The organism is Streptomyces sp. GbtcB6 (assembly GCF_019091475.1).
Classification (GTDB): Bacteria; Actinomycetota; Actinomycetes; order Streptomycetales; family Streptomycetaceae; genus Streptomyces; species Streptomyces hyaluromycini.
This window is the reverse complement of the sequence record NZ_JAGXJL010000013.1, coordinates 50,481-76,370: the sequence shown is the minus strand read 5'-3', so window position 1 is coordinate 76,370 and position 25,890 is coordinate 50,481. Positions and strand designations below refer to the sequence as shown.

17 protein-coding genes are annotated in these 25,890 nt (G+C 70.8%); 9 read left to right on the top strand and 8 right to left on the bottom strand.

All coding sequences use genetic code 11. The features are described 5' to 3' along the window. Nucleotides 1-26: 26 nt before the first annotated feature. Both dop and arc read right to left on the bottom strand, forming a co-directional pair. Complete coding sequence (gene dop, locus KVT45_RS22805; RefSeq protein WP_368857556.1) at nucleotides 27-1,538, bottom strand: depupylase/deamidase Dop; 1,512 nt, start codon at nucleotides 1,536-1,538, stop codon at nucleotides 27-29. Between the two features lie 244 nt (nucleotides 1,539-1,782). Further along, nucleotides 1,783-3,549: a proteasome ATPase gene (arc, locus tag KVT45_RS22800; RefSeq protein ID WP_089103077.1), complete on the bottom strand. Its 1,767-nt coding sequence runs from the start codon at nucleotides 3,547-3,549 to the stop codon at nucleotides 1,783-1,785. Between the two features lie 527 nt (nucleotides 3,550-4,076). Between arc and KVT45_RS22795 the strand changes: the two genes are divergently transcribed. Continuing rightward, complete coding sequence (locus KVT45_RS22795; RefSeq protein WP_217550307.1) at nucleotides 4,077-4,382, top strand: ferredoxin; 306 nt, start codon at nucleotides 4,077-4,079, stop codon at nucleotides 4,380-4,382. Nucleotides 4,383-4,431: 49 nt separating this feature from the next. Here the strand turns inward: KVT45_RS22795 and KVT45_RS22790 are convergent, their stop codons facing one another. After that, nucleotides 4,432-5,013: a hypothetical protein gene (locus KVT45_RS22790; protein WP_217550305.1), complete on the bottom strand. Its 582-nt coding sequence runs from the start codon at nucleotides 5,011-5,013 to the stop codon at nucleotides 4,432-4,434. 214 nt (nucleotides 5,014-5,227) lie between these two features. Next, nucleotides 5,228-6,130 (bottom strand): tRNA (adenine-N1)-methyltransferase, encoded by a 903-nt coding sequence (locus KVT45_RS22785; protein ID WP_089103073.1) that lies wholly within the window; start codon nucleotides 6,128-6,130, stop codon nucleotides 5,228-5,230. A gap of 152 nt (nucleotides 6,131-6,282) precedes the next feature. Here KVT45_RS22785 and KVT45_RS22780 point away from each other — a divergent pair, with 152 nt between their 5' ends. Then, entirely contained in the window at nucleotides 6,283-7,053 is a 771-nt protein-coding gene (locus KVT45_RS22780) for a hypothetical protein (RefSeq protein WP_217550303.1), read from the top strand. 22 nt (nucleotides 7,054-7,075) lie between these two features. On the opposite strand, the gene KVT45_RS22775 is transcribed toward KVT45_RS22780, so the two are convergent. Then, on the bottom strand, nucleotides 7,076-8,689 hold the full coding sequence (locus KVT45_RS22775; protein ID WP_217550301.1) for a site-2 protease family protein: 1,614 nt from the start codon (nucleotides 8,687-8,689) through the stop codon (nucleotides 7,076-7,078). A 140-nt stretch (nucleotides 8,690-8,829) separates the two neighbouring features. Here KVT45_RS22775 and KVT45_RS22770 point away from each other — a divergent pair, with 140 nt between their 5' ends. Further along, a complete protein-coding gene (locus KVT45_RS22770; RefSeq protein ID WP_254647215.1) occupies nucleotides 8,830-9,771 on the top strand; it encodes a RecB family exonuclease in 942 nt (313 codons plus the stop codon). A 16-nt stretch (nucleotides 9,772-9,787) separates the two neighbouring features. Next, the gene (locus KVT45_RS22765; protein ID WP_030608351.1) at nucleotides 9,788-10,459 is read left to right on the top strand and encodes a response regulator transcription factor; all 672 of its coding nucleotides are present in this window, start codon (nucleotides 9,788-9,790) and stop codon (nucleotides 10,457-10,459) included. Between the two features lie 70 nt (nucleotides 10,460-10,529). Here the strand turns inward: KVT45_RS22765 and KVT45_RS22760 are convergent, their stop codons facing one another. The 3 genes from KVT45_RS22760 to metH form a co-directional block, all read right to left on the bottom strand. Further along, on the bottom strand, nucleotides 10,530-12,134 hold the full coding sequence (locus tag KVT45_RS22760) for an ABC transporter substrate-binding protein (RefSeq protein WP_217550297.1): 1,605 nt from the start codon (nucleotides 12,132-12,134) through the stop codon (nucleotides 10,530-10,532). 440 nt (nucleotides 12,135-12,574) lie between these two features. Continuing rightward, a complete protein-coding gene (locus KVT45_RS22755) occupies nucleotides 12,575-13,270 on the bottom strand; it encodes an HAD family phosphatase (RefSeq protein WP_217550295.1) in 696 nt (231 codons plus the stop codon). 128 nt (nucleotides 13,271-13,398) lie between these two features. After that, complete coding sequence (gene metH, locus KVT45_RS22750) at nucleotides 13,399-16,914, bottom strand: methionine synthase (protein ID WP_217550293.1); 3,516 nt, start codon at nucleotides 16,912-16,914, stop codon at nucleotides 13,399-13,401. A gap of 359 nt (nucleotides 16,915-17,273) precedes the next feature. Between metH and KVT45_RS22745 the strand changes: the two genes are divergently transcribed. The 5 genes from KVT45_RS22745 (at nucleotide 17,274) to KVT45_RS22725 (ending at nucleotide 25,829) form a co-directional block, all read left to right on the top strand. Continuing rightward, the gene (locus KVT45_RS22745) at nucleotides 17,274-18,038 is read left to right on the top strand and encodes an IclR family transcriptional regulator (RefSeq protein ID WP_217550291.1); all 765 of its coding nucleotides are present in this window, start codon (nucleotides 17,274-17,276) and stop codon (nucleotides 18,036-18,038) included. A 374-nt stretch (nucleotides 18,039-18,412) separates the two neighbouring features. Then, on the top strand, nucleotides 18,413-19,207 hold the full coding sequence (locus KVT45_RS22740; RefSeq protein ID WP_217550289.1) for an MIP/aquaporin family protein: 795 nt from the start codon (nucleotides 18,413-18,415) through the stop codon (nucleotides 19,205-19,207). Between the two features lie 65 nt (nucleotides 19,208-19,272). After that, nucleotides 19,273-20,811, top strand: a complete 1,539-nt coding sequence (gene glpK / locus KVT45_RS22735) for a glycerol kinase GlpK (RefSeq protein WP_217550287.1) — start codon at nucleotides 19,273-19,275, stop codon at nucleotides 20,809-20,811. A 53-nt stretch (nucleotides 20,812-20,864) separates the two neighbouring features. Further along, nucleotides 20,865-22,481: a glycerol-3-phosphate dehydrogenase/oxidase gene (locus KVT45_RS22730; RefSeq protein ID WP_217550286.1), complete on the top strand. Its 1,617-nt coding sequence runs from the start codon at nucleotides 20,865-20,867 to the stop codon at nucleotides 22,479-22,481. Nucleotides 22,482-22,802: 321 nt separating this feature from the next. Beyond that, a complete protein-coding gene (locus KVT45_RS22725; protein ID WP_308310845.1) occupies nucleotides 22,803-25,829 on the top strand; it encodes an NACHT domain-containing protein in 3,027 nt (1,008 codons plus the stop codon). The last annotated feature ends 61 nt before the right edge of the window (nucleotides 25,830-25,890 follow it).

Here is a 25,890-nt window from a genome sequence, read left to right as displayed (position 1 = left end):
TCGCCCGGTGTGGTCCGGGTAGCCGTTCAGCCGCCGGAAAGGACCCTGACCAGGTCTTCTGCAGTGCGACAGCGGTCCAGGAGCTCCTTGACGTGATTTCGCGTTCCGCGTAGCGGTTCCAGGGTTGGGACGCGCTGGAGGCTGTCGCGGCCCGGCAGGTCGAAGATGACCGAGTCCCAGCTCGCCGCGGCGACGTCGTCGGCGTACTGCTCCAGGCAGCGGCCGCGGAAGTAGGCCCGGGTGTCCTCGGGCGGGCTGGTGCGGGCCCGTTCCACGTCGGCCTCGTCCAGGAGCCGCTTCATGCGCCCGCGGGCCGCGAGACGGTTGTAGAGGCCCTTCTCGGCCCGGACGTCGGCGTACTGGAGGTCCAGGAGGTGCAGCTTGGCGGCGTCCCAGTCGAGGCCGTCGCGGCGGCGGTAGCCCTCCATGAGCTCCAGCTTGGCGACCCAGTCGAGCTCTCCGGAGAGGCTCATGGGGTCGTGTTCCAGACGGTTGAGGGTGTCCTCCCAGCGGGCGAGGACGTCCTTGGTCTGGTCGTCGGCGTCGGCGCCGTAGCGCTCCTCCACGTATTTGCGCGACAGCTCGAAGTACTCCATCTGGAGCTGGACCGCGGTGAGTGTGCGTCCGCTGCGAAGGGTGACCAGCCTCTTCAGCGTCGGGTCGTGGGAGACCTGGTGGAGGGTGCGTACGGGCTGGTCGACGGCCAGGTCGACGGCGATGAAGCCGTCCTCGATCATGGACAGGACCAGCGCCGTCGTACCCAGCTTCAGGTAGGTCGAGATCTCCGACAGGTTCGCGTCGCCGATGATCACGTGGAGGCGGCGGTACTTCTCGGCGTCGGCGTGGGGTTCGTCGCGGGTGTTGATGATGGGCCGCTTGAGGGTCGTCTCCAGGCCGACCTCGACCTCGAAGTAGTCCGCGCGCTGGCTGAGCTGAAAGCCGTGCTCATGGCCGTCCTGGCCGATGCCGACGCGGCCGGCGCCCGTGACGACCTGGCGGGAGACGAAGAAGGGCGTGAGGTGGCGCACGATGTCCGAGAAGGGGGTCTCCCGCTTCATCAGGTAGTTCTCGTGCGTGCCGTAGGAGGCGCCCTTGTTGTCGGTGTTGTTCTTGTAGAGGTGGATGGGCTGGGCACCGGGGAGCTGGGCGGCCCGTTCGGCGGCCTCGGCCATGATGCGTTCGCCGGCCTTGTCCCAGAGGACGGCGTCGCGGGGGTTGGTGACCTCGGGAGCGCTGTATTCGGGGTGCGCGTGGTCGACGTAGAGGCGTGCGCCGTTGGTGAGGATCACGTTGGCGAGGCCGATGTCCTCGTCGGTGAGCTGGCTGGCGTCGGCGGCCTCGCGTGCGAGGTCGAAGCCCCGGGCGTCCCGCAGCGGGTTCTCCTCCTCGAAGTCCCAGCGGGCCCGGCGGGCCCGGTGCATCGCCGCCGCGTAGGCGTTGACGATCTGGGACGAGGTGAGCATGGCATTGGCGTTGGGGTGGCCGGGGACGGAGATCCCGTACTCCGTCTCGATGCCCATTACTCGCCGTACGGTCATGCGGCCCTCCTTGCCCGGCGGAGCCCTCGGTCGTGGGCTCCGCTCGCGTACCGCTGGCGCTCCGGTGCGTGTGCGGTGCCCGTCCCCGCACTGCGCGACTCGGCGGTAGGAAAGAGCCTAGAACGCCTCTGCGCTGGTGGGGAGATCATTTGCGTCATTGCCTTGCTCGCCTCGGATCCGGTTTTGGCCGGAAAAACAGTCGGCTGCGGGTACCCGGTGAGGGCACCCGCAGCCGCCCTGTGTTTTACAGGTACTGTCCGGTGTTCGCCACCGTGTCGATGGAGCGTCCGGTGTCCGCGCCCTGCTTTCCGGTGATGAGGGTACGGATGTACACGATCCGTTCGCCCTTCTTTCCGGAGATCCGGGCCCAGTCGTCGGGGTTGGTGGTGTTGGGCAGGTCCTCGTTCTCCTTGAACTCGTCCACGCAGGCCTGGAGGAGGTGGGAGACGCGCAGGCCCTTCGAGTTGTGGTCGAGGAAGTCCTTGATCGCCATTTTCTTGGCACGGCCGACGATGTTTTCGATCATCGCGCCGGAGTTGAAGTCCTTGAAGTAGAGGACTTCCTTGTCGCCGTTGGCGTAGGTGACTTCCAGGAAGCGGTTTTCCTCGGATTCGGCGTACATGTGTTCCACGGCCGTCTGGATCATGCTTTCGACCGTGACCGACCTGCTGCCGCCGTGCTCTCCGAGGTCGTCGGCGTGCAGCGGGAGGCGTTCGGTGAGGTACTTGCCGAAGATGTCCTTGGCCGCCTCGGCGTCGGGACGCTCGATCTTGATCTTCACGTCGAGACGGCCGGGGCGCAGGATGGCGGGGTCGATCATGTCCTCGCGGTTGGAGGCGCCGATGACGACCACGTTCTGGAGGCCTTCGACACCGTCGATCTCGGCGAGCAGCTGCGGGACGATGGTGTTCTCCACGTCCGAGCTGACACCGGAGCCGCGGGTCCGGAACAGGGACTCCATCTCGTCGAAGAAGACGATGACGGGGGTGCCCTCGCTGGCCTTCTCCCTCGCACGCTGGAAGACCAGGCGGATCTGCCGCTCGGTCTCGCCGACGTACTTGTTCAGGAGCTCGGGGCCCTTGATGTTGAGGAAGAAGCTCTTGCCGGCGGCCTGGCCGGTCACCTCGGCGACCTTCTTGGCCAGCGAGTTGGCGACGGCCTTGGCGATGAGCGTCTTGCCGCATCCGGGGGGTCCGTAGAGCAGGACGCCCTTGGGCGGCCGCAGTTCGTGCTCCTTGAACAGGTCGGGGTAGAGGTACGGCAGCTCGACCGCGTCGCGGATGGCCTCGATCTGGCCGCCGAGACCACCGATCTGCTCGTAGCCGATGTCGGGGACCTCTTCGAGGACGAGCTCCTCGACCTCGCTCTTCGGAACGATCTCGTAGACGTAGCCGGAACGGGGTTCGAGCAGCAGGGCGTCACCGGGCCGGATGTTCACGTCCAGCAGCGGCTCGGCGAGCCGTACCACCCGCTCCTCGTCGGTGTGCCCCAGCACGAGGGCGCGCTCGCCGTCCTCAAGGATCTCCTTGAGGGTGACGATGTCACCGACGCGCTCGTACTCCATGGCCTCGACCACGTTGAGCGCTTCGTTGAGCATGACTTCCTGGCCGCGCCTGAGGTCGTCCAGGTCAACGCTTGGGCTGACGTTCACCCGCAGTTTGCGGCCGCCGGTGAAGATGTCGGCGGTGCCGTCCTCGTTCGCCGTGAGGAAGACACCGAAGCCGGCCGGCGGCTGCGCGAGCCGGTCGACCTCCTCCTTGAGGGCCACGATCTGGTCGCGGGCCTCGCGCAGGGTGTTCGCGAGTCGCTCGTTCTGGGCGGACACGCCGGCCAGGTTCGTCTGCAGCTCGACGATCCGCTCTTCGAGAATCCTCGTGTGTCGCGGAGAGTCGGCGAGCTTGCGTCGCAGGACGGCGATCTCCTGCTCAAGATAGGCGATCTGCTCGGACGGGTCGTCGGACCCTCGTCCCGGGCGGATGCCGCGGTTCATGTCGTCGTCGTGGGCTGCCACGGTCCTCACCTCCTCCAAGGGGAGCTGGACGCTTCCAGACCCTACCTGGGTGGGTGTCGATTGAAACCCCTAGATCACAAAGACTGTCAAGGTGTGTCGTCGGTCACCCATTGCGTTCTCCCTCGTGCCGGGTGGATACCCACTCAACGCGATTCAGAAGCGGCGTGTTCCAGGCCCGGAGTGGTCAAAACCCGTCGTGACTGACCGGAGTTGTCCGCTCCAGTGCCGGTTCAGGGGTTGTGCCCCGGTGGCGGATTTCTTACACAGAGCAACCGGTCGGATGTGATGCGTGATGAACGGGGCGGGTCGCGGGTTGGCTCAAGTCGATCGATCCGGTGGCCGGGCGCCGCCGTCCCGCGCGGCGGAAGGCGCCGTGCGCGCGGGCCCAGGGCGCATCGGGAGGGCGCACGAGGAGGGTGCGCGGGCCGTTGCGCGCCGGAGGTAGGGTCGAAGGCGTTCAACACCCGCCGGGGCGGGACCGGGTGACCCCCGGGTCCTGCCGTCCGGCGCTTTCGACGGCAGGAGAGATGACCGTGCAGCAGGAGGCCCTGGCCGGCGGTGAGGCACTTGAGGTCTGGATCGACCAGGATCTGTGTACGGGGGACGGGATCTGCGCCCAGTACGCCCCGGAGGTGTTCGAGCTGGACATCGACGGCCTGGCCTATGTGAAGGGCTCGGACGACGAGCTGCTGCAGGCGAAGGGGGCGACGGTACCGGTGCCGTTGCCGCTGCTCACCGATGTGGTGGACTCGGCGCGGGAGTGTCCGGGCGAGTGCATCCATGTGCGCCGGGTCGCGGACCGTGTCGAGGTGTACGGGCCGGACGCGGAGTGACTTTCCGGCCACTCCGCGTGGCGTCGGGCCCGCCGGGCCGGCGTGGCCGTCAGACGCTGTGGGCGGCCGCCGGCGTGGAGCGGACGAACGCGTGGCCGTCCCACTGCCACTTGGCGCTGGACTTCAGGTCCGGGCAGCAACTGGGCACATTGTCCGAGGAATAGCCGAGCAGGGTCGCGGTGACCGCTTTGCCGGAGACGGCGAAGTCGGTCACGGTGAACCGGTCCTTGGGGTCGACCAGGGTGGCGACGACGCGGGGACTGGTGGCGCCGGCGGCCTGGGTGAGGACGTAGACGCCGTCGGGCGGGGTGCCCATGGCCGAGTCGCAGTGGACCACCGCCACGGTCTCCGGCCTGCCGTCGCCGTCGAGGTCACCGGTGGCCTTCTTGACGACCAGCTCCTTCACGGGGCCGCAGTCGAGGGGGAAGTCCACGCCGGTGGTGCCGGGCGGCGCGGCGGCCGCGGGGGCGGGCTTCGTCTCGGTCCCGGCGGCGGGCTGCGCGGCTTTGGCCGAGCCCGGCTGGAAGAGGGACGACAGAGCGACGACACCGGCCACGGCAGCGGCGGTGGCAAGCCAGTGCATGGGGCGGGTGTCGGTGTGAGCGAGCTCCGGGACCACGGATTGCTGCACTAGGAGTGTCTCCTGCGAGGCCTGTGCCGGTGGGGGTGGCCTGCATCGTGCCACACGTCACAGCGGGGAGGGAACGGCGGGGTGGCCTTTCGAGGATGGCGGTGTTCCGCGGTCCTGTGATGCCGTCAACGTACGAGCGCCGCGGCCGAGTTCCGGTGGGGTCCGGGGAACTCGGCCGCGGCGCTCGTACGTTGACGCGGCAGCGGGGACCGGCTCAGCGGCCGGCGCCGCCGTCGGCGTTGGGGCCGTCGTAGTCCTCGCCGTAGGCGCCCTTGGCGGGGCGGCGGCGGCGCATGGGCGGCTCGACGCCGTCGGCGAGGCGCCGGGCGGTGAGCAGGAAGCCGGTGTGGCCGATCATCCGGTGGTCCGGGCGGACGGCGAGGCCTTCCACGTGCCAGTTTCGGATCATCGTCTCCCAGGAGGTCGGCTCGTTGAAGCAGCCGATCTCACGGATGGACTCGACGGTCCGGGCGAGCTGGGTGGTGGTGGCGACGTAGCAGCACAGGATGCCGCCGGGGACGAGCGCCTTGGAGACAGCCTCCAGGCACTCCCAGGGGGCGAGCATGTCGAGGATGACACGGTCGACGTCGGTGTCCGAGAGGTTGTCCTGCAGGTCGCCCACGGTGAGCTGCCAGGCCGGGTGCGGGCCGCCGAAGTAGCGCTCGACGTTCTGCTGGGCGATCTCGGCGAAGTCCGCGCGGCGCTCGTAGCTGTGCAGCATGCCCTGGTCTCCGATGGCACGCAGCAGGAAGCTGCTGAGCGAGCCGGAGCCGACGCCGGCCTCGACGACGCGGGCGCCGGGGAAGATGTCGGCGAAGGAGAGGATCTGCCCCGCGTCCTTGGGGTAGACGACTGCTGCCCCGCGGGGCATGGACAGGACGTAGTCGGGGAGCAGGGGGCGCAGCGCGAGGTAGGCGACGTTGCCGGTGGTGCGGACAACGCTGCCCTCGGGAGCGCCGATCAGTTCGTCGTGCGGGAAGGAGCCCTTGTGGGTGTGGAAGTTCTTCCCGGCTTCGAGCGTGAACGTGTAGTGGCGGCCCTTGGGGTCGGTCAGCTGTACCTGGTCCCCGACCTTGAAGGGCCCGCGCCTGCGGGCGGCACCGGTCGGTTCGGACATGTGAACAGCCTACCGGGGTTTGCGGAGGGCACCGACCACGGTGGAGGGGGCCTGGAACCGCCTCGTGAAGTCGCGGCGTCAATGCCGGGTGACGCCTGACGGGCCGACGGGAGGGTCCTCCGGACGGGCCGGCGGACGGGGAGGGGCGGATCATGGCGGACGGGGCCGGAGCCGGACCGGACAGAGGCTGGTCACAGGCCTCGGGCAGCGCACTGCTGATCGGGGCCGTGGTCGCGGCGTTCGCCTGCTTCTACCTGTTCACCGTGATGCTGCCGACCACCGTGCGGGAGTACCGGGAGTACCGGGCGGCCGAGGTCTGTTCGGGCTCCGTGCCGGCCGGGCCCGCGGAGGACTGCCTGCGCACCGTCGCCTTCACGGTGAGGGACACGGTGGTCGACGGGCAGGGGGGCTTCGTCCCGCGGCGGCACATGCGCTTCGAGGCGACCCTGTCCGGCACTCCGTACTGGAACGGCGTGGTCGCGTTCGGCGGCCCGGGACCGGTGCTGCGGCAGCTCCGGACCGGGGACCGCGTCGACGCCGTGGTCTGGCGCGGCGCGGTGATGCGGCTCGTCCGGTACGACGACGAGCAGGCCACCGCCGACGAGCCGCGCGACGAGCCGCAGATGTTCGCCGGGCTCGGCGTGACGGCGGCCCTCCTGGCGGCGCTGGCGGCGTGGTTCGGCCTGGTGCGGCTGGTCCGGCCGGACGACCCGGAGCCCTGGACCTGGCGCCCGCTGGGGCGCTGGCTGCTGGGCATCGTGCTGGTCGCCGGAGTCGGCTGGGCCTACGGTGCGCTCCTGCTCCATGTCCCGTGGCAGGCCGTGGCCCCGGTCGCCGTGGCGCTCACGGCGGTCATGTCGGCGGTGCTGATCGCCGTCCGGCGGCGGCAGCGGCGGGCGCCGGCCGCGGCCGGGAGCAGCTGAGCCCGCCTCGGGAGGGGGGTTCTCAGCTGGGCCGGGCCATGGCCCTGACGAAGGCCCGTTCGACGTCCGCCGCCGACAGGACGCCGTAGATCTCGCCGGTCTCCTCGACCACCAGGTACTCGGTGGCGGGGGTGGCGCGCAGGACGTCGAGGAGTTCCTCGCCCGCGAGTTCCGCGGAGACCCGCATGCCGTCGGTGAGGTCCTGGGCGAGGCCGCTGACGGCGACCCAGGGGCGGCGGTGTTCGGGTACGCCGACGATCGCGGCCTCGCGGACGAGGGAGAGGGGGTTGCCGTCGGCGTCGACGACGACCAGGGCGCGGGCACCGGCGGCGTTGGCACGGCGCAGGGCCTCGGAGAGCGGGGTGTCGTTCTCGACCGGGACGGCGCGGCGGGTCAGGGTGCGGGCGCGCAGTTCCGGGAGGTGTTCGCGGAGCCGGGCCATGCGCAGGCTGTTGCCGGCGCCGGTCCAGATGATCGCGGCGAGGATCGCGGCGAGCAGGGCGTCGGTGACGGCGTCCATGCCGTTGCTGTTCTCGGTGCCGCCGCCGAAGGCGCCCCAGTGGTTGAGCAGCGGAAGGCCGATGAGGACGGAGACGGCGAGGGCGCGGCCGACCCAGGCGGCGGCGACGGTGCCGCTCATGGGCCTGCCGGTGATCTTCCAGACCACGGCGCGGAGCATCCGGCCGCCGTCGAGGGGCAGGCCGGGCAGGAGGTTGAAGGCGGCGACGATGAGGTTGGAGACCATCAGGCCGGCCAGCAGGACGCCGGCGACCGTGCCGGGCTCGACGGGCTGCATGGCGAGGTAGAAGAGGCCGGACAGGACGAGGGAGAGCAGCGGGCCGACGAAGGCCAGCACGAACTCCCGGCCGGGGGTCTCGGCCTCCTTCTCGATCTCGGAGACGCCGCCGAAGAACTGGAGCTGGATGCGGCGGACGGGGAGCTTGAAGCGGATCGCGGCGACCGTGTGGGCGAGTTCGTGGACCAGGACGGAGGCGTAGAAGGCGATGGCGAAGAAGAGGGAGACGAGGTAGCGGGCGGCGCCGAGTTCGGGCAGCACGCGGTCGAGCTGGCCGCCGAAGACCCAGGTGATCAGCGCTGCGACGACGAACCAGCTGGGGGCGACGTACACCGGGACGCCGAAGGGCCGTCCCATGAGCAGTCCGCCACCGGGTTCCTTGGGCCGCTGCGGCGGCTGCCCCTTGGCCATACCGGACTGCACCTGGGCCGGCCCGTCGCCGTCACCGGGTGCACCGGCGGGCGCGTCCCCGCGGGCCTCGGGGTCGTCGGGGGCCTCACGGGGTTCCCGGGTCGCGGCGGTGCGCGGTACGGGCGCCGGCTCCGGCACCTCCGCAGTCCGAGGCGATTCCTCGGTCTCCGGCGTCTCCGGCGTCTCCGGCGTTGCCTTCGTCTCCGGTGCTTCCGGCGTTACCGCCGTCTCCGACGATTCCGGGGCTTGCGGAGCAGGCTCCTCGCCGGGTGTTTCCCGCGTCGGTCCGGTCGGGTCGGTGGGGGTGGTGGCGCGGGCGTCGCTCGGCTCCGGGCCTCCGTCGGTGGGCGGGGCCGTAGGACCTGCGCGGTGCTCGGTCGGTTCGGCGTTGTCCGACCGGGGCTGCCCGCTGCCGCCGCTCACGTCCACGGTGTCCCCTCGTTAGATGCGTCGTCTCTGGTCGATGGTATGCGGCCGTCGTGGCGTGTTTCGCCCCGGCACCCCCTGTGTTGGCCGGGCCGACGCGCGGGTTGGGTGACTGTCAGTGGCGGGCCGTATGGTCTGTGGTCATGGACAGCAGCATCGAGGACGCCGCGCAGGCTCAGGGCGCGGTCGTCGCGCAGGGAGAAGGGCCGGTCACGGCGGCGGAGGGGCCGACGGCCCGGCCGCCCGCTTCCCTGTCGCCCTCGCGGGCCAGTGACTTCATGCAGTGTCCGCTGCTGTACCGGTTCCGGGTGATCGACCGGCTGCCGGAGAAGCCGAGCGAGGCGGCGACGCGCGGGACGCTGGTGCACGCGGTCCTCGAGCGGCTCTTCGACGCGCCCGCGGCGGAGCGGACGGCACCGCGGGCCAAGTCGCTGATCCCGGGGCAGTGGGACCGGCTGCGGGAGTCCAGGCCGGAGCTCGGGGAGCTGTTCGCGGAGGATCCGGAGGGCGAGCGGCTGGCACGCTGGCTGGGCGAGGCGGAGCAGCTCGTCGAGCGCTGGTTCACTCTGGAGGATCCGGTCCGGCTGGAGCCCGTGGAGCGGGAGCTGTTCGTGGAGACCGAGCTGGAGTCGGGGCTGCGGCTGCGCGGGATCATCGACCGCGTCGACGTGGCACCGACGGGCGAGGTGCGGATCGTCGACTACAAGACGGGCAAGGCGCCGAGGCCGGAGTACGCCGAGGGCGCGCTGTTCCAGATGAAGTTCTACGCCCTGGTGGTGTGGCGGCTGAAGAACGTGGTGCCGAGGCGGCTGCAGCTGGTCTATCTCGGCAGCGGTGACGTGCTGACGTACGACCCGGTCCCCGCCGATCTCCAGCGGGTGGAGCGCAAGCTGCTCGCACTGTGGGAGGCGATCCGGCAGGCGACGGAGTCGGGCGAGTGGCGGCCGCGTCCGACGAAGCTGTGCGGCTGGTGCGACCACCAGGCGCACTGCCCGGAGTTCGGCGGCACTCCCCCGCCGTACCCGCTGCCGGTGAGGTCGGCCGGGTCCGGGGACGTGGCGCAGGGCAGAATGGGCGCGGACTAGCAGAAGGAGACTCACCGTGGCCATCCGCGTCCTACTGGTCGACGACCAGCCGCTGCTGCGTACCGGGTTCCGGATGATTCTGGAGGCCGAGCAGGACATCGCGGTCGTGGGCGAGGCCGGAGACGGCCTTCAGGCCCTCGACCAGGTACGCGCCCTCCAGCCCGATGTCGTGCTGATGGACATCCGGATGCCGCGGATGGACGGCGTGGAGGCGACCCGGCAGATCACCGGTCCCGGCCGGGACGGCCCGGCGAAGGTGCTGGTGCTGACCACGTTCGATCTCGACGAGTACGTGGTGGAGGCGCTGCGCGCGGGCGCCAGCGGCTTCCTGCTGAAGGACGCCCCGGCCAACGAGCTGGTGCAGGCGATCCGGGTGGTGGCGAACGGCGAGGCGATGCTGGCGCCGAGCATCACGCGCCGCCTGCTGGACAAGTACGCGACGCATCTGCCGTCCGGCGAGGAGCCGGTGCCGGACACCCTGCACACCCTCACCGACCGTGAGGTGGAGGTGCTGAAGCTGGTCGCGCGCGGGCTGTCGAACGCGGAGATCGCCGCCGACCTGTTCGTCAGCGAGACGACCGTGAAGACCCATGTGGGGCATGTGCTGACCAAACTGGGGCTGCGGGACCGGGTGCAGGCCGCGGTGTACGCGTACGAGAGCGGCCTGGTGCGCCCCGGCGCGCAGTAGGCCGCGGGTACGACAGGAAGGGCGCCCCTCTCCGTGGAGAGGGGCGCCCTTCCTGTCGTATGGCCGGACGTCAGCTGCTGGAGCCGCGGCCGAGCTCCCACAGCTGGAGGCTGGCGGAGGAGTTGAGGGCGTAGGCGACGCCCGTGATGTCGTCGCGGGCGGCGACGAACTGCTTGCCCTGCCACAGCGGGAGCACCGGGACGTCGTCGGCGACGTCGTTCTGGATCTCGGTCAGGCTGCTGGTGGCGCTCGCGCGGTCGGCCTCGCGGCGGGACTCCGGGATCAGCGTGTTGATGATCCGGTTGTTGACGTAGGGCGACTTCAGGAAGTTGTCCTTGTCGAGGAACGGCGCGAGGAAGTTGTCGGCGTCCGGGAAGTCGGGGAACCAGCCCATGCCGTAGACGTCGTAGTCGCCCTTGCGCTCGTTGGTCTGGTAGGCCGACCAGGGGGTGCCCTCGATGCTGACGTCGAACAGGCCGCTGCCGTTGAGCTGCTGCTTGAGGACCTCGAACTCCTGCTTGGTGGCCGGACCGTAGTGGTCGGTCGTGTAGTGCATCGTGAGCTTCACCGGGGTGGTGATGTTCGCCGCGGTGAGCAGGTTCCTGGCCTTGGAGACGCTGGGGTCGCCGTACTTGTTGAAGAACGAGTTGGAGTGGCCGGTGATGGAGGCCGGGACCAGCGAGTACAGCGGGTCGGCCTGCGAGCCGTACACCTTGGCGACGAGCTCGTCGCGGTTGATGACCTGGGCCATGGCCTGGCGGACGGCCTTGGACTTGACGGTCGGCGCGTCGGTGTTGAAGCCGAGGTAGCGGATCTCCAGGCCGGACATCTCGACGAGGTCGACGTTGGAGTCGTCACCGGCGTCGAGCTTCTTGATCTGGGACGGCGACATGGTGCGGGTCATCACGTCGATGTCGCCCTTGTCGATCGCCTCGCCCATGGCGGTGGCGTCCTTGTAGGAGCGCATGACGACCTGCTCGTTGTTCACCTTCACGCTCCCCTTGTAGTTGGGGTTCTTGGTGAAGGTGGCGGAGACGATCTCGTCGTTCTTGACGTCGGCCTTGAAGGTGTAGGGGCCGGAACCGTCGATGTCGAAGCCGTCGCGGAGCTTGTCCTTCTCGTAGTCCTTCGGGTTCACGAGGCCCGCGACCGGAGTGGACAGCTTGTACGGGAAGGTGGCGTCGGCGGTCTTGAGGTGGAAGATCACCTCGCGGTCGCCCTGGGTCTCGATGGTGTCGATGTTCGAGAGGAGGGCGTAGACGCCGGTGTCGGCCTTGATGCGCAGGGCGCGCTGGATGGACCACTTGACGTCCTCGGCGGTGACGGCGTTGCCGTCGGAGAACTTCAGGCCCTCACGCAGCTTGCAGGCGTAGCGCTCACTGCCGCTGTCGGTGAAGGAGCAGCTCTCGGCCGCGTCGGGGACCGGGTCGCCCTCGCCCTTGGGCTGGGACATGAGGGTCTGCACCGTCTGGCGCAGGATGTTCCAGCCGCCGACGTCGTAGGAGTACGCGGGGTCGACCGGCGCCGGAGCGTCCTTCGTGGCGGTGAACTGGTCAGTGGTGCCCACGACGATCGCGTCGCTACTGCTGCTCCCGCTGCCGGATCCACCGCACGCGGCGAGCACGGGAGTGAGCAGGCCGACCACGGCCGGCAGCACCAAAGTCTTGCGGTTCATGCTCGAAGTTCTCCAGAGCTGTTCGTGTCCGTGTATCCCGCATACATGGGGTGTCGAAGCGGATCACGGGGGATACGGCGATGTTCTCGCGACGAGATTAGTCCGCGCCCGCAGGAGGGTTGGCAGCGGCGTGAGTTGAGGTCCCATCACGCAGGGGAACCGGTTGTGGACAGACCGAAAACCCGACAGCGGCAGGATTAGTGCAGCCTCTCCCCAATCGGGACACAAGGTCGCCCCGTTTCCCCCCTAACGGGGGCGGGCTGCACAATCGGGCAACGTTGTCGAGCTCCTGACACGTGGGGAACGTCACACGTGCATTTCTGTGATGGGGTATCGGAATTCAGCCGGTTGAACAGTTGCGAATTCCGTTGAATGACCGGTGTCGGGATTTCGACCAATGAACTTTGCACGCTGGGTGAACGGCTGGCGCATTTCCGTCATCAGACCGCCATCAGGCCGCGCAGAAAAGCCAGGTCGACCTCTTCCAGGGAGGTCACCACGGTGCGCCGCTCGGCCGGGGCGATCGGCGCGACCGACGGGACGGCGACCACCTGGCAGCCGGCGGCCTCGGCGGCGGCGACGCCGGTCGCGGTGTCCTCGACGACCGCGCACCTGGCCGGATCCACCCCCAGCCCGGCGGCGGCGAGCAGGTACGGGTCCGGGTACGGCTTGGTGCGCGAGACCTCGTCGCCGGCGACGGACAGGGTGAAGTGCCGGGGGCCCAGCGAGGTCATGACCCGGTCGATGATGCGCCGGTGCGAGGCGGAGACCAGGGCGGTGGGGATCTGCTGCTCGTACAGCTCGGCCAGCAGCCGCTGTGCGCCCGGCATCAGCGGCAGGGCGGTGCCGATGCGTTCCTCGAAGCCGTCGTTGAGCAGCACGCTGAGCTCGGCGAGCGTGATGGCGGCGCCGGTGGCCTCGATGAGGAACCCGGCGCTGCGGGTCATGGGCCCGCCGACCACGACATGGCGCCAGGACTCGTCGAGGGTGTGGCCGAGGCGGGCGAAGATCTCGACCTCGACGTCCCACCAGAAGCCCTCGGTGTCCACCAGGGTGCCGTCCATGTCGAGGAGCACCGCTTGGAGGGCGGAGCCTTCCGCCGTACGGGTTCCGAGCGCGGGGACCGTGCTGGTCATCCACACACCTCCTTGAGGGACGACCAGGCCGGTTCCCGTACGGGGAACCGGCCTGCTGTGGACCGACCAGTGTACGACTTATCCGATCAGTGTGCTCTGTGGGACACGTCTCGGTGCCGGCGTACCGCTCAGCGCGCGTTGAAGTACTTCGCCTCCGGGTGGTGGATCACGATCGCGTCCGTGGACTGCTCGGGGTGCAGCTGGAACTCCTCGGACAGGTGGACGCCGATGCGCTCGGGCCGGAGCAGTTCGGCGATCTTGGCGCGGTCCTCCAGGTTCGGGCAGGCGCCGTAGCCGAGCGAGAAGCGGGCACCCCGGTACTTCAGGGCGAACATGTCTTCGATGTCACTGGGGTCCTCGCCGGCGAAGCCGAGTTCGGAGCGCACGCGCGCGTGCCAGTACTCGGCGAGGGCCTCGGCCAGCTGGACGGACAGGCCGTGCAGTTCGAGATAGTCGCGGTAGGAGTTGGACTCGAAGAGCCGGGCGGTCTGCTCGCCGATGCGGGAGCCGACGGTGACGACCTGGAGGCCGACCACGTCCGTCTCCCCCGACTCCTCCGGGCGGAAGAAGTCGGCGAGACAAAGCCGGCGGCCGCGGCGCTGGCGGGGGAAGGTGAACCGGGTGCGCTCGTTGCCCTGTTCGTCCAGGATGATCAGGTCGTCGTCCTTGGAGACGCACGGGAAGTAGCCGTAGACCACGGCGGCTTCCAGCAGGTTCTCCGTCTGGAGCTGGTCGAGCAGGCCGCGCAGCCGGGGGCGGCCCTCGGTCTCCACCAGTTCCTCGTACGACGGTCCCTCGCCGGTGCGGGCCTGCTTGAGGCCCCACTGGCCCTTGAAGAGGGCGCCCTCGTCGAGCCAGCTCGCGTACTCCTTGAGCTGGATGCCCTTGATGACGCGGGTGTCCCAGAACGGCGGGGTGGGCACCGGGTTGTCGACGGCGACGTCGGAGCGGACGTGGCCCTCCTCGGGCCGCTCCTCGACCTCGACGGCGGGGGTCTGCCGCACCCGGCGCTGCTTCAGCTCCGGGAGGCTGGCGCCGGGCACCCCGCGCTTGACGCCGATGAGCGCGTCCATCAGGCGCAGGCCCTCGAAGGCGTCGCGGGCGTAGCGGACCTCGCCCCCGTAGAGCTCGTACAGGTCCTGCTCGACGTAGGCGCGGGTGAGGGCGGCGCCGCCGAGGATGACCGGGTAGGTGGCCGCGAGGCCGCGCTGGTTGAGCTCCTCCAGGTTCTCCTTCATGATCACCGTGGACTTGACCAGCAGGCCGGACATGCCGATGACGTCGGCCCTGTGCTCGTCGGCTGCCTCCAGGATCGCGGAGACGGGCTGCTTGATGCCGAGGTTGACGACGTTGTAGCCGTTGTTCGACAGGATGATGTCGACGAGGTTCTTGCCGATGTCGTGGACGTCGCCGCGCACGGTGGCCAGCACGATGGTGCCCTTGCCCTCGGCGTCGGACTTCTCCATGTGCGGTTCGAGGTGGGCGACGGCCGCCTTCATGACCTCGGCGGACTGGAGGACGAACGGCAGCTGCATCTGGCCGGAGCCGAACAGCTCGCCGACGACCTTCATGCCGTCCAGGAGGGTCTCGTTGACGATGTCGAGGGCGGGGCGCTCGGCCAGCGCGAGATCGAGGTCGGCCTCCAGGCCGTTGCGCTCGCCGTCGATGATGCGGCGCTTGAGGCGCTCCTCCAGCGGCAGGGCGGCCAGTTCCTCGGCCCGGCCGGCCTTGAGGGACTTGGTGGTGGCGCCCTCGAAGAGCTGCATGAGCTTCTGGAGCGGGTCGTAGCCCTCGGTGCGGCGGTCGTGGATGAGGTCGAGGGCGGTCTGCACCTCTTCCTCGCTGAAGCGGGCGATCGGCAGGATCTTGCTCGCGTGCACGATCGCCGAGTCCAGGCCCGCCTTGACGCACTCGTCGAGGAAGACGGAGTTCAGCAGGATGCGGGCGGCCGGGTTGAGGCCGAAGGAGATGTTGGACAGGCCGAGCGTGGTCTGGACGTCCGGGTGGCGGCGCTTGAGCTCGCGGATCGCCTCGATGGTGGCGATGCCGTCCCCCCGGGACTCCTCCTGACCGGTGCAGATGGTGAAGGTCAGGGTGTCGATGAGGATGTCCGACTCGTGGATGCCCCAGTTCCCGGTCAGGTCGTCGATGAGCCGTTCGGCGATCTCGACCTTCTTCTCGGGGGTGCGGGCCTGGCCCTCCTCGTCGATGGTCAGCGCGATCAGCGCGGCGCCGTGCTCGCGGGCGAGCGTGGTGACCTTCGCGAAGCGGGACTCCGGGCCGTCGCCGTCCTCGTAGTTGACGGAGTTGATGACCGCACGGCCGCCGAGCTTCTCCAGGCCGGCCCGGATGACGGGGACCTCGGTGGAGTCGAGGACGATCGGCAGGGTGGAGGCGGTGGCGAAGCGGCCGGCCAGCTCCTCCATGTCGGCGACGCCGTCCCGGCCGACGTAGTCCACGCAGAGGTCCAGCATGTGGGCGCCCTCGCGGATCTGCTCGCGGGCCATCTCCACGCAGTCGTCCCAGCGGGCCGCCAGCATGGCCTCGCGGAACTTCTTGGACCCGTTGGCGTTGGTGCGCTCGCCGATGGCCAGGTAGGAAGTGTCCTGGCGGAACGGGACGGTCTGGTAGAGGGAGGCGGCGCCGGGCTCGGGGCGCGGGCTGCGCTCGGGCGGGGTCACGCCGTGGACCCGCTCGACGACCTGGCGCAGGTGCTCGGGGGTGGTGCCGCAGCAGCCGCCGATGAGGGAGAGGCCGTAGTCGCGGACGAAGGTCTCGTGGGCGTCGGCCAGCTCCGCGGGGCTGAGCGGGTAGCTGGCGCCGTTCTTGCCGAGGACGGGCAGGCCCGCGTTCGGCATGCAGGACAGCGCGATGCGGGAGTGCCTGGAGAGGTAGCGCAGGTGCTCGCTCATCTCGGCGGGGCCCGTGGCGCAGTTCATGCCGATCATGTCGATGCCGAGCGGTTCCAGCGCGGTGAGCGCGGCGCCGATCTCCGAGCCCAGCAGCATGGTGCCGGTGGTCTCCACGGTGACGGAGACGATGACCGGGACGTCCAGGCCGGCGATCTCGCGGGCGCGGTGGGCGCCGATCACGGCCGCCTTGGTCTGGAGCAGGTCCTGGGTGGTCTCCACGATCAGCGCGTCCGCGCCGCCCGCGATCAGGCCCTCGGCGTTCTGCTGGAAGGCGTCGCGGATCGTGGTGTACCCGACGTGGCCGAGGGTGGGCAGCTTGGTGCCGGGGCCGATGGAGCCCAGGACCCAGCGCTGGCGGCCGTCGCGGGCGAGATACCCGTCGGCGGTCTCCCGGGCGATGCGGGCGCCCGCCTCGGACAGTTCGAAGACCCGCTCGGGGATGTCGTACTCGGCCATCGCCGCGTAGTTGGCCCCGAAGGTGTTGGTCTCGACACAGTCCACACCGGCGTCGAAGTACGCCTCGTGGACGGAGCGGACGATGTCGGGGCGGGTGACGTTGAGGATCTCGTTGCACCCCTCGAGATTCTCGAAGTCCTCCAGGGTGGGATCCTGCGCCTGGAGCATGGTGCCCATGGCTCCGTCGGCGACCACCACACGTGTGGCGAGCGCCTCCCGGAGCGCGGACACACGGGTCCGGCTGTCGGCGGAAGGGGACGGCGGCAACGAGGCCATGAAGGGCTCCCTTGGATGCGACGGCTGTCGGCTATGCGGTTTCCCCGGGCGGGCCGGGCGTGGACGCACGGCGCCAGCGTAACCGGGAGTGGGCTTGGATGGGCAGGGCGTCCATGTGGCGGACGAGTGACCCGGCGGGCGGGCAGTATGACGCCGGCCATGGCGTTTCGGCCGCTCACCGGTCATGGTGCGGGGCGGACGAGTGTGGCCGGACGGCCAAGCGCGGGCCACGCGTGAAGCAACGGATGTCGACCGACCATTAGCGGGGAGTCGGCATGGACCGGTAGTGTTCGGCATTGCCGAACGACGGTTACGGCGGCGTGACGGTGAAGGTCACAGGGGACGGAGGCAGAACGGCGATGGCACGGAACATCCAGTCGCTCGAACGGGCGGCCGCGATGCTGCGGCTGCTCGCGGGCGGCGAGCGACGGCTCGGCCTGTCGGACATCGCCTCGTCACTGGGTCTCGCCAAGGGCACCGCCCACGGCATACTGCGCACCCTCCAGCAGGAGGGATTCGTCGAGCAGGACGAAATCTCGGGGCGCTACCAGCTGGGCGCCGAGCTGCTCCGGCTCGGCACCACCTACCTGGACATCCACGAGCTGCGGGCGCGGGCGCTGGTGTGGACGGACGACCTGGCCCGCTCCAGCGGGGAGAGCGTCTACCTGGGCGTGCTCCACCAGCAGGGCGTGCTGATCGTGCACCACGTCTTCCGGCCCGACGACAGCCGGCAGGTGCTGGAGATCGGCGCCATGCAGCCGCTGCACTCCACGGCCCTCGGCAAGGTGCTGTCGGCCTACGACCCGGTGGCGCACAGCGAGGTCCTGGAGGCCGACCGCAAACCCTTCACCGACCGCACCACCTGCGACCTGGACGCTTTCGAGCACATCCTCGACATCACGCGTGCGCGCGGGTACGCGGCGGACGTGGAGGAGACCTGGGAGGGCGTGGCCTCGGTCGCGGCCCCGATCCACGACCGGCGCCGGATGCCGGTCGGCGCGGTGGGCATAACGGGTGCGGTGGAGCGGCTCTGCAAGGACGGGGAGTTGCGGCCCGACCTGATAGCGGCGGTGCGGGACTGCGCCCGTGCGGTGTCGCGGGACCTGGGCGCGGGCCGGTTCTGACGGCGCGCCACTGATCGACGGCTGAGGCCGGTCCGCGTGTCGGCGGACCGGCCTCAGCCGTACCCTGAGATGAACAAAACAGGGCAAAAGCGCAGATCAGTGGAGCTACCGCAGGACACCCGGCGGACGACCCGACTCATCGACAACCCACAGCAATCAATAACGATCGCGCTTTCGATAACAGAACTCTTGACGCACGCGTAACGCCGGAGCAAGACTCCCGTCCATCGGTCGGCATTGTCGAACACCTACCGGCAATACGCGCTAGAGTGTGACAACGCCAAAGGCCGGCATCGCTCTCACCCCCGAGGGCGCCAACACCCCGAAGGGACTCGGGGTTCGGCTTCCCTGGACGAAGGACAAAGGAGTCGCGGGTGTCCAGCTCCGACATCTTCATCGGCGAGACCATCGGTACCGCCATACTCATCCTGCTCGGCGGCGGCGTCTGCGCCGCCGTGACCCTCAAGGCCTCCAAGGCCCGCAACGCCGGCTGGCTCGCCATCGCCTTCGGTTGGGGCTTCGCCGTCATGACGGCCGTCTACATCTCCGGACCGCTGTCCGGTGCCCACCTCAACCCGGCCGTCACCGTCGCTCTCGCCATCAAGAACAGCGACTGGAGCAACGTCCCGGTCTACTTCGCCGGACAGCTGCTCGGCGCGATGATCGGCGCGGCCCTGGTGTGGGTCGCCTACTACGGCCAGTTCCACGCGCACCTGACCGACAAGGAGATCGTCGGCGGTCCGGGCGCGCAGGCCACCAAGGTCAAGGCCGTCGAGGCGCAGGAGACCGGCGCCGGCCCGGTGCTCGGCATCTTCTCCACGGGCCCGGAGATCCGGAACGTGGCGCAGAACCTCGCCACGGAGATCATCGGCACCGTCGTGCTGATCCTCGCGGTCCTCACCCAGGGCCTCAACGACAAGGGCAACGGCCTCGGCGTGCTGGGCGGCCTGATCACCGCGCTGGTGGTCGTCTCGATCGGCCTCTCGCTCGGCGGCCCGACGGGCTACGCCATCAACCCGGCCCGTGACCTCGGCCCGCGCATCGTGCACGCGCTCCTCCCCCTGCCCAACAAGGGTGGTTCCGACTGGAGCTACGCCTGGATCCCGGTGGTCGGCCCGCTGATCGGCGCAGCCATAGCCGCGGGTATCTACAACGTCGCCTTCGCTTAAAGCAGCAGGCCTCGCCGAAGCAGCAGACGTACCGCCACACACCACGGATCTTCGAGGAGCACACAGTGACCGACGCTCACACCGCAGGCCCCTTCATCGCCGCGATCGACCAGGGCACGACCTCCAGCCGCTGCATCGTCTTCGACAAGGACGGCCGTATCGTCTCGGTCGACCAGAAGGAGCACGAGCAGATCTTCCCCAAGCCGGGCTGGGTCGAGCACAACGCCAACGAGATCTGGACCAACGTCCAGGAAGTCGTCGCCGGGGCCATCCAGAAGGCCGGCATCACCCGCGACGACATCAAGGCCATCGGCATCACCAACCAGCGCGAGACCACCGTGCTGTGGGACAAGAATACCGGTGAGCCCGTCCACAACGCCATCGTCTGGCAGGACACCCGCACCGACGCCCTCTGCAAGGAGCTCGGCCGCAACGTCGGCCAGGACCGCTTCCGCCGCGAGACCGGCCTCCCGCTGGCCTCCTACTTCGCCGGCCCCAAGGCCCGCTGGCTGCTCGACAACGTCGACGGCCTCAAGGAGCGCGCCGAGGCGGGCGACATCCTCTTCGGCACCATGGACACCTGGGTCATCTGGAACCTGACCGGTGGTGCCAACGGCGGCAAGCACGTCACCGACGTGACCAACGCCTCCCGCACCCTGCTCATGAACCTGCACACCATGCAGTGGGACGACAAGATCGCCGAGTCCATCGGCGTGCCGCTGCAGATCCTGCCCGAGATCCGTTCCTCCGCGGAGGTCTACGGCGAGGTCACCGGCGGCAAGCTGGGTGACCTGCTCGGCGGCATCCCGGTGGCGTCCGCGCTCGGCGACCAGCAGGCGGCCCTGTTCGGCCAGTGCTGCTTCGCCGAGGGCGAGGTCAAGTCGACCTACGGCACCGGCACCTTCATGGTGATGAACACCGGCGACAAGATCATCAACTCCTACGCGGGCCTGCTGACCACGGTCGGCTACAAGATCGGCGACCAGCCGACCCAGTACGCGCTGGAGGGCTCGATCGCCGTCACCGGCTCGCTGGTGCAGTGGATGCGCGACCAGATGGGCCTGATCTCCACCGCGGCCGAGATCGAGACGCTCGCGCTCTCGGTCGAGGACAACGGCGGCGCCTACTTCGTGCCGGCCTTCTCCGGCCTGTTCGCCCCGCACTGGCGCTCCGACGCCCGCGGTGTCATCGCCGGCCTGACCCGGTACGTCACCAAGGCGCACCTGGCCCGCGCCGTCCTGGAGGCCACCGCCTGGCAGACCCGCGAGATCGCGGACGCCATGGTGAAGGACTCCGGCGACGAGCTGGTGGCCCTCAAGGTCGACGGTGGCATGACCGCCAACAACCTGCTGATGCAGCAGCTCGCCGACGTCCTCGACGCACCCGTGGTGCGCCCGATGGTCGCCGAGACCACCTGCCTCGGCGCCGCCTACGCCGCCGGCCTCGCCGTCGGCTTCTGGTCCAGCACCGACGAACTGCGCGCCAACTGGCGCCGGGCCGCCGAGTGGACCCCCCGCATGGACGCGGAGACCCGCGACCGTGAGTACAAGAACTGGCTCAAGGCCGTCGACCGGACCATGGGCTGGATCGACGACGAGAGCTGACGAGAGCGCGCACGCTCTCACGATCGAGCTCTGACGAGGAGTAAGAACCCGACATGACCAGTCAGTCCACCCTGCAGTCCGTACCTGCCCTGGGGACGCACCCGGCCTCCGGCTCGCTTCCGAGCCGCGCCGAGACCAGGGAGCAGCTCTCCAAGGCGTCGTACGACCTTCTCGTGATCGGCGGCGGCATCCTGGGCATCTCCACCGCCTGGCACGCCGCGCAGTCCGGGCTGCGGGTGGCACTGGTCGACGCCGGCGACTTCGCCGGCGCCACCTCCTCCGCCTCCTCCAAGCTCCTCCACGGCGGTCTGCGCTACCTGCAGACCGGCGCGGTGAAGCTGGTGGCGGAGAACCACTTCGAGCGCCGTGCGGTCTCCCGCCAGGTGGCCCCCCACCTGGCGAACCCGCTCACGTTCTACCTCCCCGTGTACAAGGGCGGTCCGCACGGCGCGGCGAAGCTCGGGGCGGGCGTGTTCGCCTACTCCGCGCTCTCCGCGTTCGGTGACGGCGTCGGCCACCTGCTCTCCCCCGCGCGGGCCCAGCGGGACGTGCCGGAGCTGCGCACCGAGAACCTCAAGGCCGTCGCGGTGTACGGCGACGACCAGATGAACGACGCCCGCATGGCGCTGATGACGGTCCGCGCGGCCGTCGAGGCGGGCGCGGTCGTCCTCAACCACGCCCAGGTCACCGGGCTGCGCTTCACCCGGGGCCGGGTGACCGGCGCCGACCTGAAGGACGCGGTCTCCGGCGAGGAGTTCGGCGTCAACGCCCGCCTGGTCCTCAACGCCACCGGCCCCTGGGTCGACCACCTGCGCAAGATGGAGGACCCGAACGCGGCCCCCTCCATCCGTCTCTCCAAGGGCGCCCACCTGGTCCTGAAGCGGACCTCCCCGTGGAAGGCCGCGCTCGCCACCCCCATCGACAAGTACCGGATCACCTTCGCCCTCCCCTGGGAGGACATGCTCCTGCTCGGCACCACCGACGAGGAGTACGAGGGCGACCCGGCGGACGTCTCCGTCACCGAGAAGGACATAGCCCAGATCCTGGACGAGGCCGCGTTCTCCGTCCGGGACCAGCAGCTCCGGCGCGACCTGATCACCTACTCCTTCGCCGGCCTGCGGGTGCTGCCGGGCGGCCCCGGCAGCACCGCCAAGGCCAAGCGGGAGACCGTGGTCACCGAGGGCAGGGGCGGCATGCTGTCCGTCGCGGGCGGCAAGTGGACCACCTTCCGGCACATCGGCCGCACCGTGATGGAGAAGCTGGAGGCGCTGCCGGGCCACCCGCTCGGCGACGACTTCGAGCCGATCGCCTCGCTGCCGAAGAAGCTGCCGCTGCCCGGCGTCGCCAACCCCCGTGCCGTCGCCCACCGCCTGCTGGTGGACAGCCCGGCCCCCGGCCCGCGCATGGCCGCCGACACGGCCAAGCACCTGGCCACCCACTACGGTTCGCTGGCCTTCGACATCGCCCGGATCGCCAACGAGGACCCGCAGCTCGCCGAGCGCGTCCACCCGGACGCCCCGGAGATCTGGGCGCAGGTCGTCTGGGCCCGTGACCACGAGTGGGCCGAGACCACGGACGACGTGCTGCGCCGCCGTACCACCCTGACGATCCGCGGCCTGGCCACGGACGACGTCAGGGCCAAGGTCCAGGACCTGCTCGACAAGAAGTGAGCGACGACCGGCCCCGCCCCTGACCGGGGCCGGACATGAGAGGGGCGGCTCCCCCTCCCCTTGGGAGCCGCCCCTTTCGCATGCCCGCCGCGATCAGGGGCTTCATGCCGCTGCCATGTGCCCCTCGTATCTGCCCGGGCAGGGCGTCCGCGCCACCAACCGCCCCCCGAACACTCCCGCACGCTCCCTCACACGTGTTTCGAACAGCGGGTTTGCCGACGGTCCCGCGACTAGAACGGGTCGTTGCGGCACGACGGCAGGCGGTGCCGGCACGGCACGACCCGGGAGCGGCGTATGCACGGCGGATGGCACAGTGCCCGGGTGCGGCGGCGCCTGGGGTTATCGGCGTGCGCGGCGGCGCTCGCCGCCCTCACGGGCGTACTGCGGTTCTGGTGGGACGACGCCGCCACCGAGGGCGTCCTGGTCTCGGCGATCGGCACCCTGGTGTCGGTCGCCGCGCTCGTGGCCGACGTGCTGCGCGGCGACGCCGACCCGGCCCCGCGGTCGGCCGACGAGGACCGGCGGCGGGCCGCCGACGCGCTGGCCGAGGCCGTACGCGAGCAGTGGGCGGCGGAGGCCCGGCTGCGGCGGCTCCAGGACCCGGAGCCGATCGAGGTGGGCTGGGCGCCCGCGGACCGGCGGCTGGCCGACCATCCGGAGAACGTCGGGCGCGGCGGCCGGCTCCCCGCACCGCGGGCGTGGCGGGTCGAGGACCTGGCCGCGTGGTTCGCCGGTCTCCCGGGCAGGCGGCTGGTGGTCCTGGGCGGTCCCGGCTCGGGCAAGTCGGTGCTGGCGGTGCGGTTCGTCCTCGCCCGGCTCGCCGCCCGGCGCCCGGGCGGACCGGTACCGGTGCTCTTCCCGCTGGCCGGCTGGGATCCCCGGCACACCGGGCTGCGCGACTGGCTCGCGGACCGGCTGGCCGCCGACTACCGGCCGCTGGGCGCCGTCCTCGACGGGTCGCGCACCCTCGCCCGCGGCCTGCTGGACACCGGTCTGGTGCTGCCGGTCCTCGACGGCTTCGACGAACTGGCCCGGCCCGCCTACGGGGAGGCCGTACGGCGCATCAACGCCGAACTCGACGACGACCTGCCCCTGCTGCTCACCAGCCGCCGCGCGGCCTGGTCGGCCGCGGTGGCCGACGGCGACGTGCTCACCGCCGCCGAGGTGGTCGAACTCCGGCCCCTGGACCTCGCCCAGGCCTCGGCCCACCTGGAGCGGACCGCACGGCCGCTGCGCACGGCGGACGGGGCACCCGGCACCGTGTGGACGCCGGTGCTGCGGGAACTCGCCCGGCGCCCCCGCTCCGCTCCCGCCCGGGCGCTCACCACGCCCCTGATGGTGACGCTGGCCCGCGCGGTGTACGGCGACACCTCCCGCGACCCGTCGGAACTGCTCGACCGGGAGCGCTTCGCCTCGGCGGGCGCGGTCGAGGAGCATCTGCTCGGGGCGTTCGTACCGGCCGCCTTCGCGGACACCGACCCGCGCACGGCCTCGGACGCGGTACGGCGGCTCACCCTGCTGGCGCGGGCGCTGCACCGGCGGGACACCGGACGGCTGGCGTGGTGGGAGCTGGAGTCGCTGCTGCCGCGGGCGCTGCGGGTGTTCGGGCCGGGGCTGCTGTCCATGGCCGTGCTGTCGGCGCTGCTGCTGCCCGTCACGGTCACCCGCGCCGTACACCAGTTGGCGGGGGTGGAAGACGTCCTGTCGCTGGTCGCCGCGCTGGTGGGACAGACCCTCGGCTTCGCCTTCGGGGTGGCGCGGCTGCTGCCGGACGGCGCGGACGGGCCGGACGGCGGGCCGGCGGGCGAGCCGAACCGGCGGTTCCTCGTCCGGCAGGGGCTGACCGTCGTCGGGGTGACCGGGGCGCTGTGGGCGGCCGTCGCGTACGCCGACGACCTGCGGTTCGGCTTCCGCTTCGGCTCGGTGACCGACGGCTGGCTGCCCGATCTGCTCGGCGGGGCCCTGTTCTCCCTGCTGTTCACCCTGTTCTTCGGCACCGCCGGGCTGTCCCGGCGGCCGGTGCCGCTCGGTCTGCCGTGGAGCGGCGCCGGGGAACGCGCGACGGCCCGGCTGGGCGGGGCGGTCCTGCTGCTCGGCGGGGCGGGCACGGCGGGGACGGTGCTGCTGGGCAGGACCGGCGATCCGTGGACGGTGCTGGTGGGCGTCACGGCCGCCGGTGCGGGAACCGCCCTGCTGGTGAGCGCCACCCGCCGGGCCGGCCGGGAGGGCGCGCTGCCGGCCCGGCCCGGCCGGGTGGTACGGCGGTTCGCGGCGGGCATGGTCCGGGGCACCGCCGTCACGCTGCTGACCGGGGTCACCGCCTGCACGCTCGCGGGGCTCGCCGCCACGGGCGTGACCCTCCTCAAGTCCGGTGCCGCACCCGACCTCGCCGGACGGCACCTCGACGGCTGGCGGTTCACGGAACACGACGGGGTCAGGACCGCGGCCACGGTACGGCCGGTGCGGGGCACCCTGCTGCTTCCCGGTGCCGGGGCCCGGCCGATCGCCTACCCGCGGGGCGCGGAACCGCCCGACTGCACGATCCCGCTGGTCCCGGAGCGCAGATGCGTCGCCTTCCACTCCCGGGAGACGGAGTTCGAGTCCCGGGGCGGAGCGGTGACCGTGCGCCTCGCCGCGGCCGCCGCACGGCCCGCAGCGCATGAGCCCGCCCGGTCTTCGGCCCGCGGGCCGGTGACGGTCGCGTACGCGGCCAACCTGCGGTCGGTGCTGCCGCCGGACGCCCGTGCCTGGCTGACCCAGGGCCCGGCGACGGCATTCGCGGCCCGGTGCCTGCCGCCGTTCGTGGCCGCCGGGGCGCTGGTCGGGCTGGTGGGCGGGTGCGTGTGCGGGATCTACCGCGCACTGAGCGTGCCGTCCGACACCATGCGCGCGACCGGCCCCGCATCCTCCCTGCGCACGGACCGCACGGCGTCCTTCACCCGCGGCGGTGTCGTCGCCCTGCTCGTCGCCTGCGTCTGTGTGCCGGTGACGCTGCTGCCCGGCGACTGGGGCGGACTGGTGCATGTCGGCACCCAGTTGTGGCTCCCGCTGGGCACCACGGCGGTGGCCCTGAGCGCCTGGGGCCGGTTCGCCGTCGCCCGGGTCTGGCTCGGGGTGACCGGCGGGCTGCCCTGGCGGCTGATGGCGTTCCTCGAGGACGCCCACCGGCGTGGCGTCCTGCGCCGGTCCGGGGCGTACTTCGAGTTCCGGCATCTGCGGCTGCAGTCGCACCTGGCGCACGACGACATCCCCGCCTCCGGCCCGGCCGACGCCCCGCCCCGGCCCCGCGAGGCGCCCGGCGAACCGGCCGGGGAGCGAGGCGAGCGGGGCGACCGGCCCTTCCGGTAGCCGGCAGGCCACCGGCTGACACGGCCTGATCAGGCCGCATAATGGGGCTGAGACATCGGAT

Excerpts from the sequence above, each read along its gene's own strand:
- dop (WP_368857556.1), bottom strand. The coding sequence starts at position 1,538 with ATGACCGTACGGCGAGTAATGGGCATCGAGACGGAGTACGGGATCTCC.
- KVT45_RS22795 (WP_217550307.1), top strand. The coding sequence starts at position 4,077 with ATGACCGTGCAGCAGGAGGCCCTGGCCGGCGGTGAGGCACTTGAGGTC.
- KVT45_RS22785 (WP_089103073.1), bottom strand. The coding sequence starts at position 6,130 with ATGTCCGAACCGACCGGTGCCGCCCGCAGGCGCGGGCCCTTCAAGGTC.
- KVT45_RS22780 (WP_217550303.1), top strand. The coding sequence starts at position 6,283 with ATGGCGGACGGGGCCGGAGCCGGACCGGACAGAGGCTGGTCACAGGCC.
- KVT45_RS22770 (WP_254647215.1), top strand. The coding sequence starts at position 8,830 with ATGGACAGCAGCATCGAGGACGCCGCGCAGGCTCAGGGCGCGGTCGTC.
- KVT45_RS22760 (WP_217550297.1), bottom strand. The coding sequence starts at position 12,134 with ATGAACCGCAAGACTTTGGTGCTGCCGGCCGTGGTCGGCCTGCTCACT.
- KVT45_RS22755 (WP_217550295.1), bottom strand. The coding sequence starts at position 13,270 with ATGACCAGCACGGTCCCCGCGCTCGGAACCCGTACGGCGGAAGGCTCC.
- metH (WP_217550293.1), bottom strand. The coding sequence starts at position 16,914 with ATGGCCTCGTTGCCGCCGTCCCCTTCCGCCGACAGCCGGACCCGTGTG.
- KVT45_RS22745 (WP_217550291.1), top strand. The coding sequence starts at position 17,274 with ATGGCACGGAACATCCAGTCGCTCGAACGGGCGGCCGCGATGCTGCGG.
- KVT45_RS22730 (WP_217550286.1), top strand. The coding sequence starts at position 20,865 with ATGACCAGTCAGTCCACCCTGCAGTCCGTACCTGCCCTGGGGACGCAC.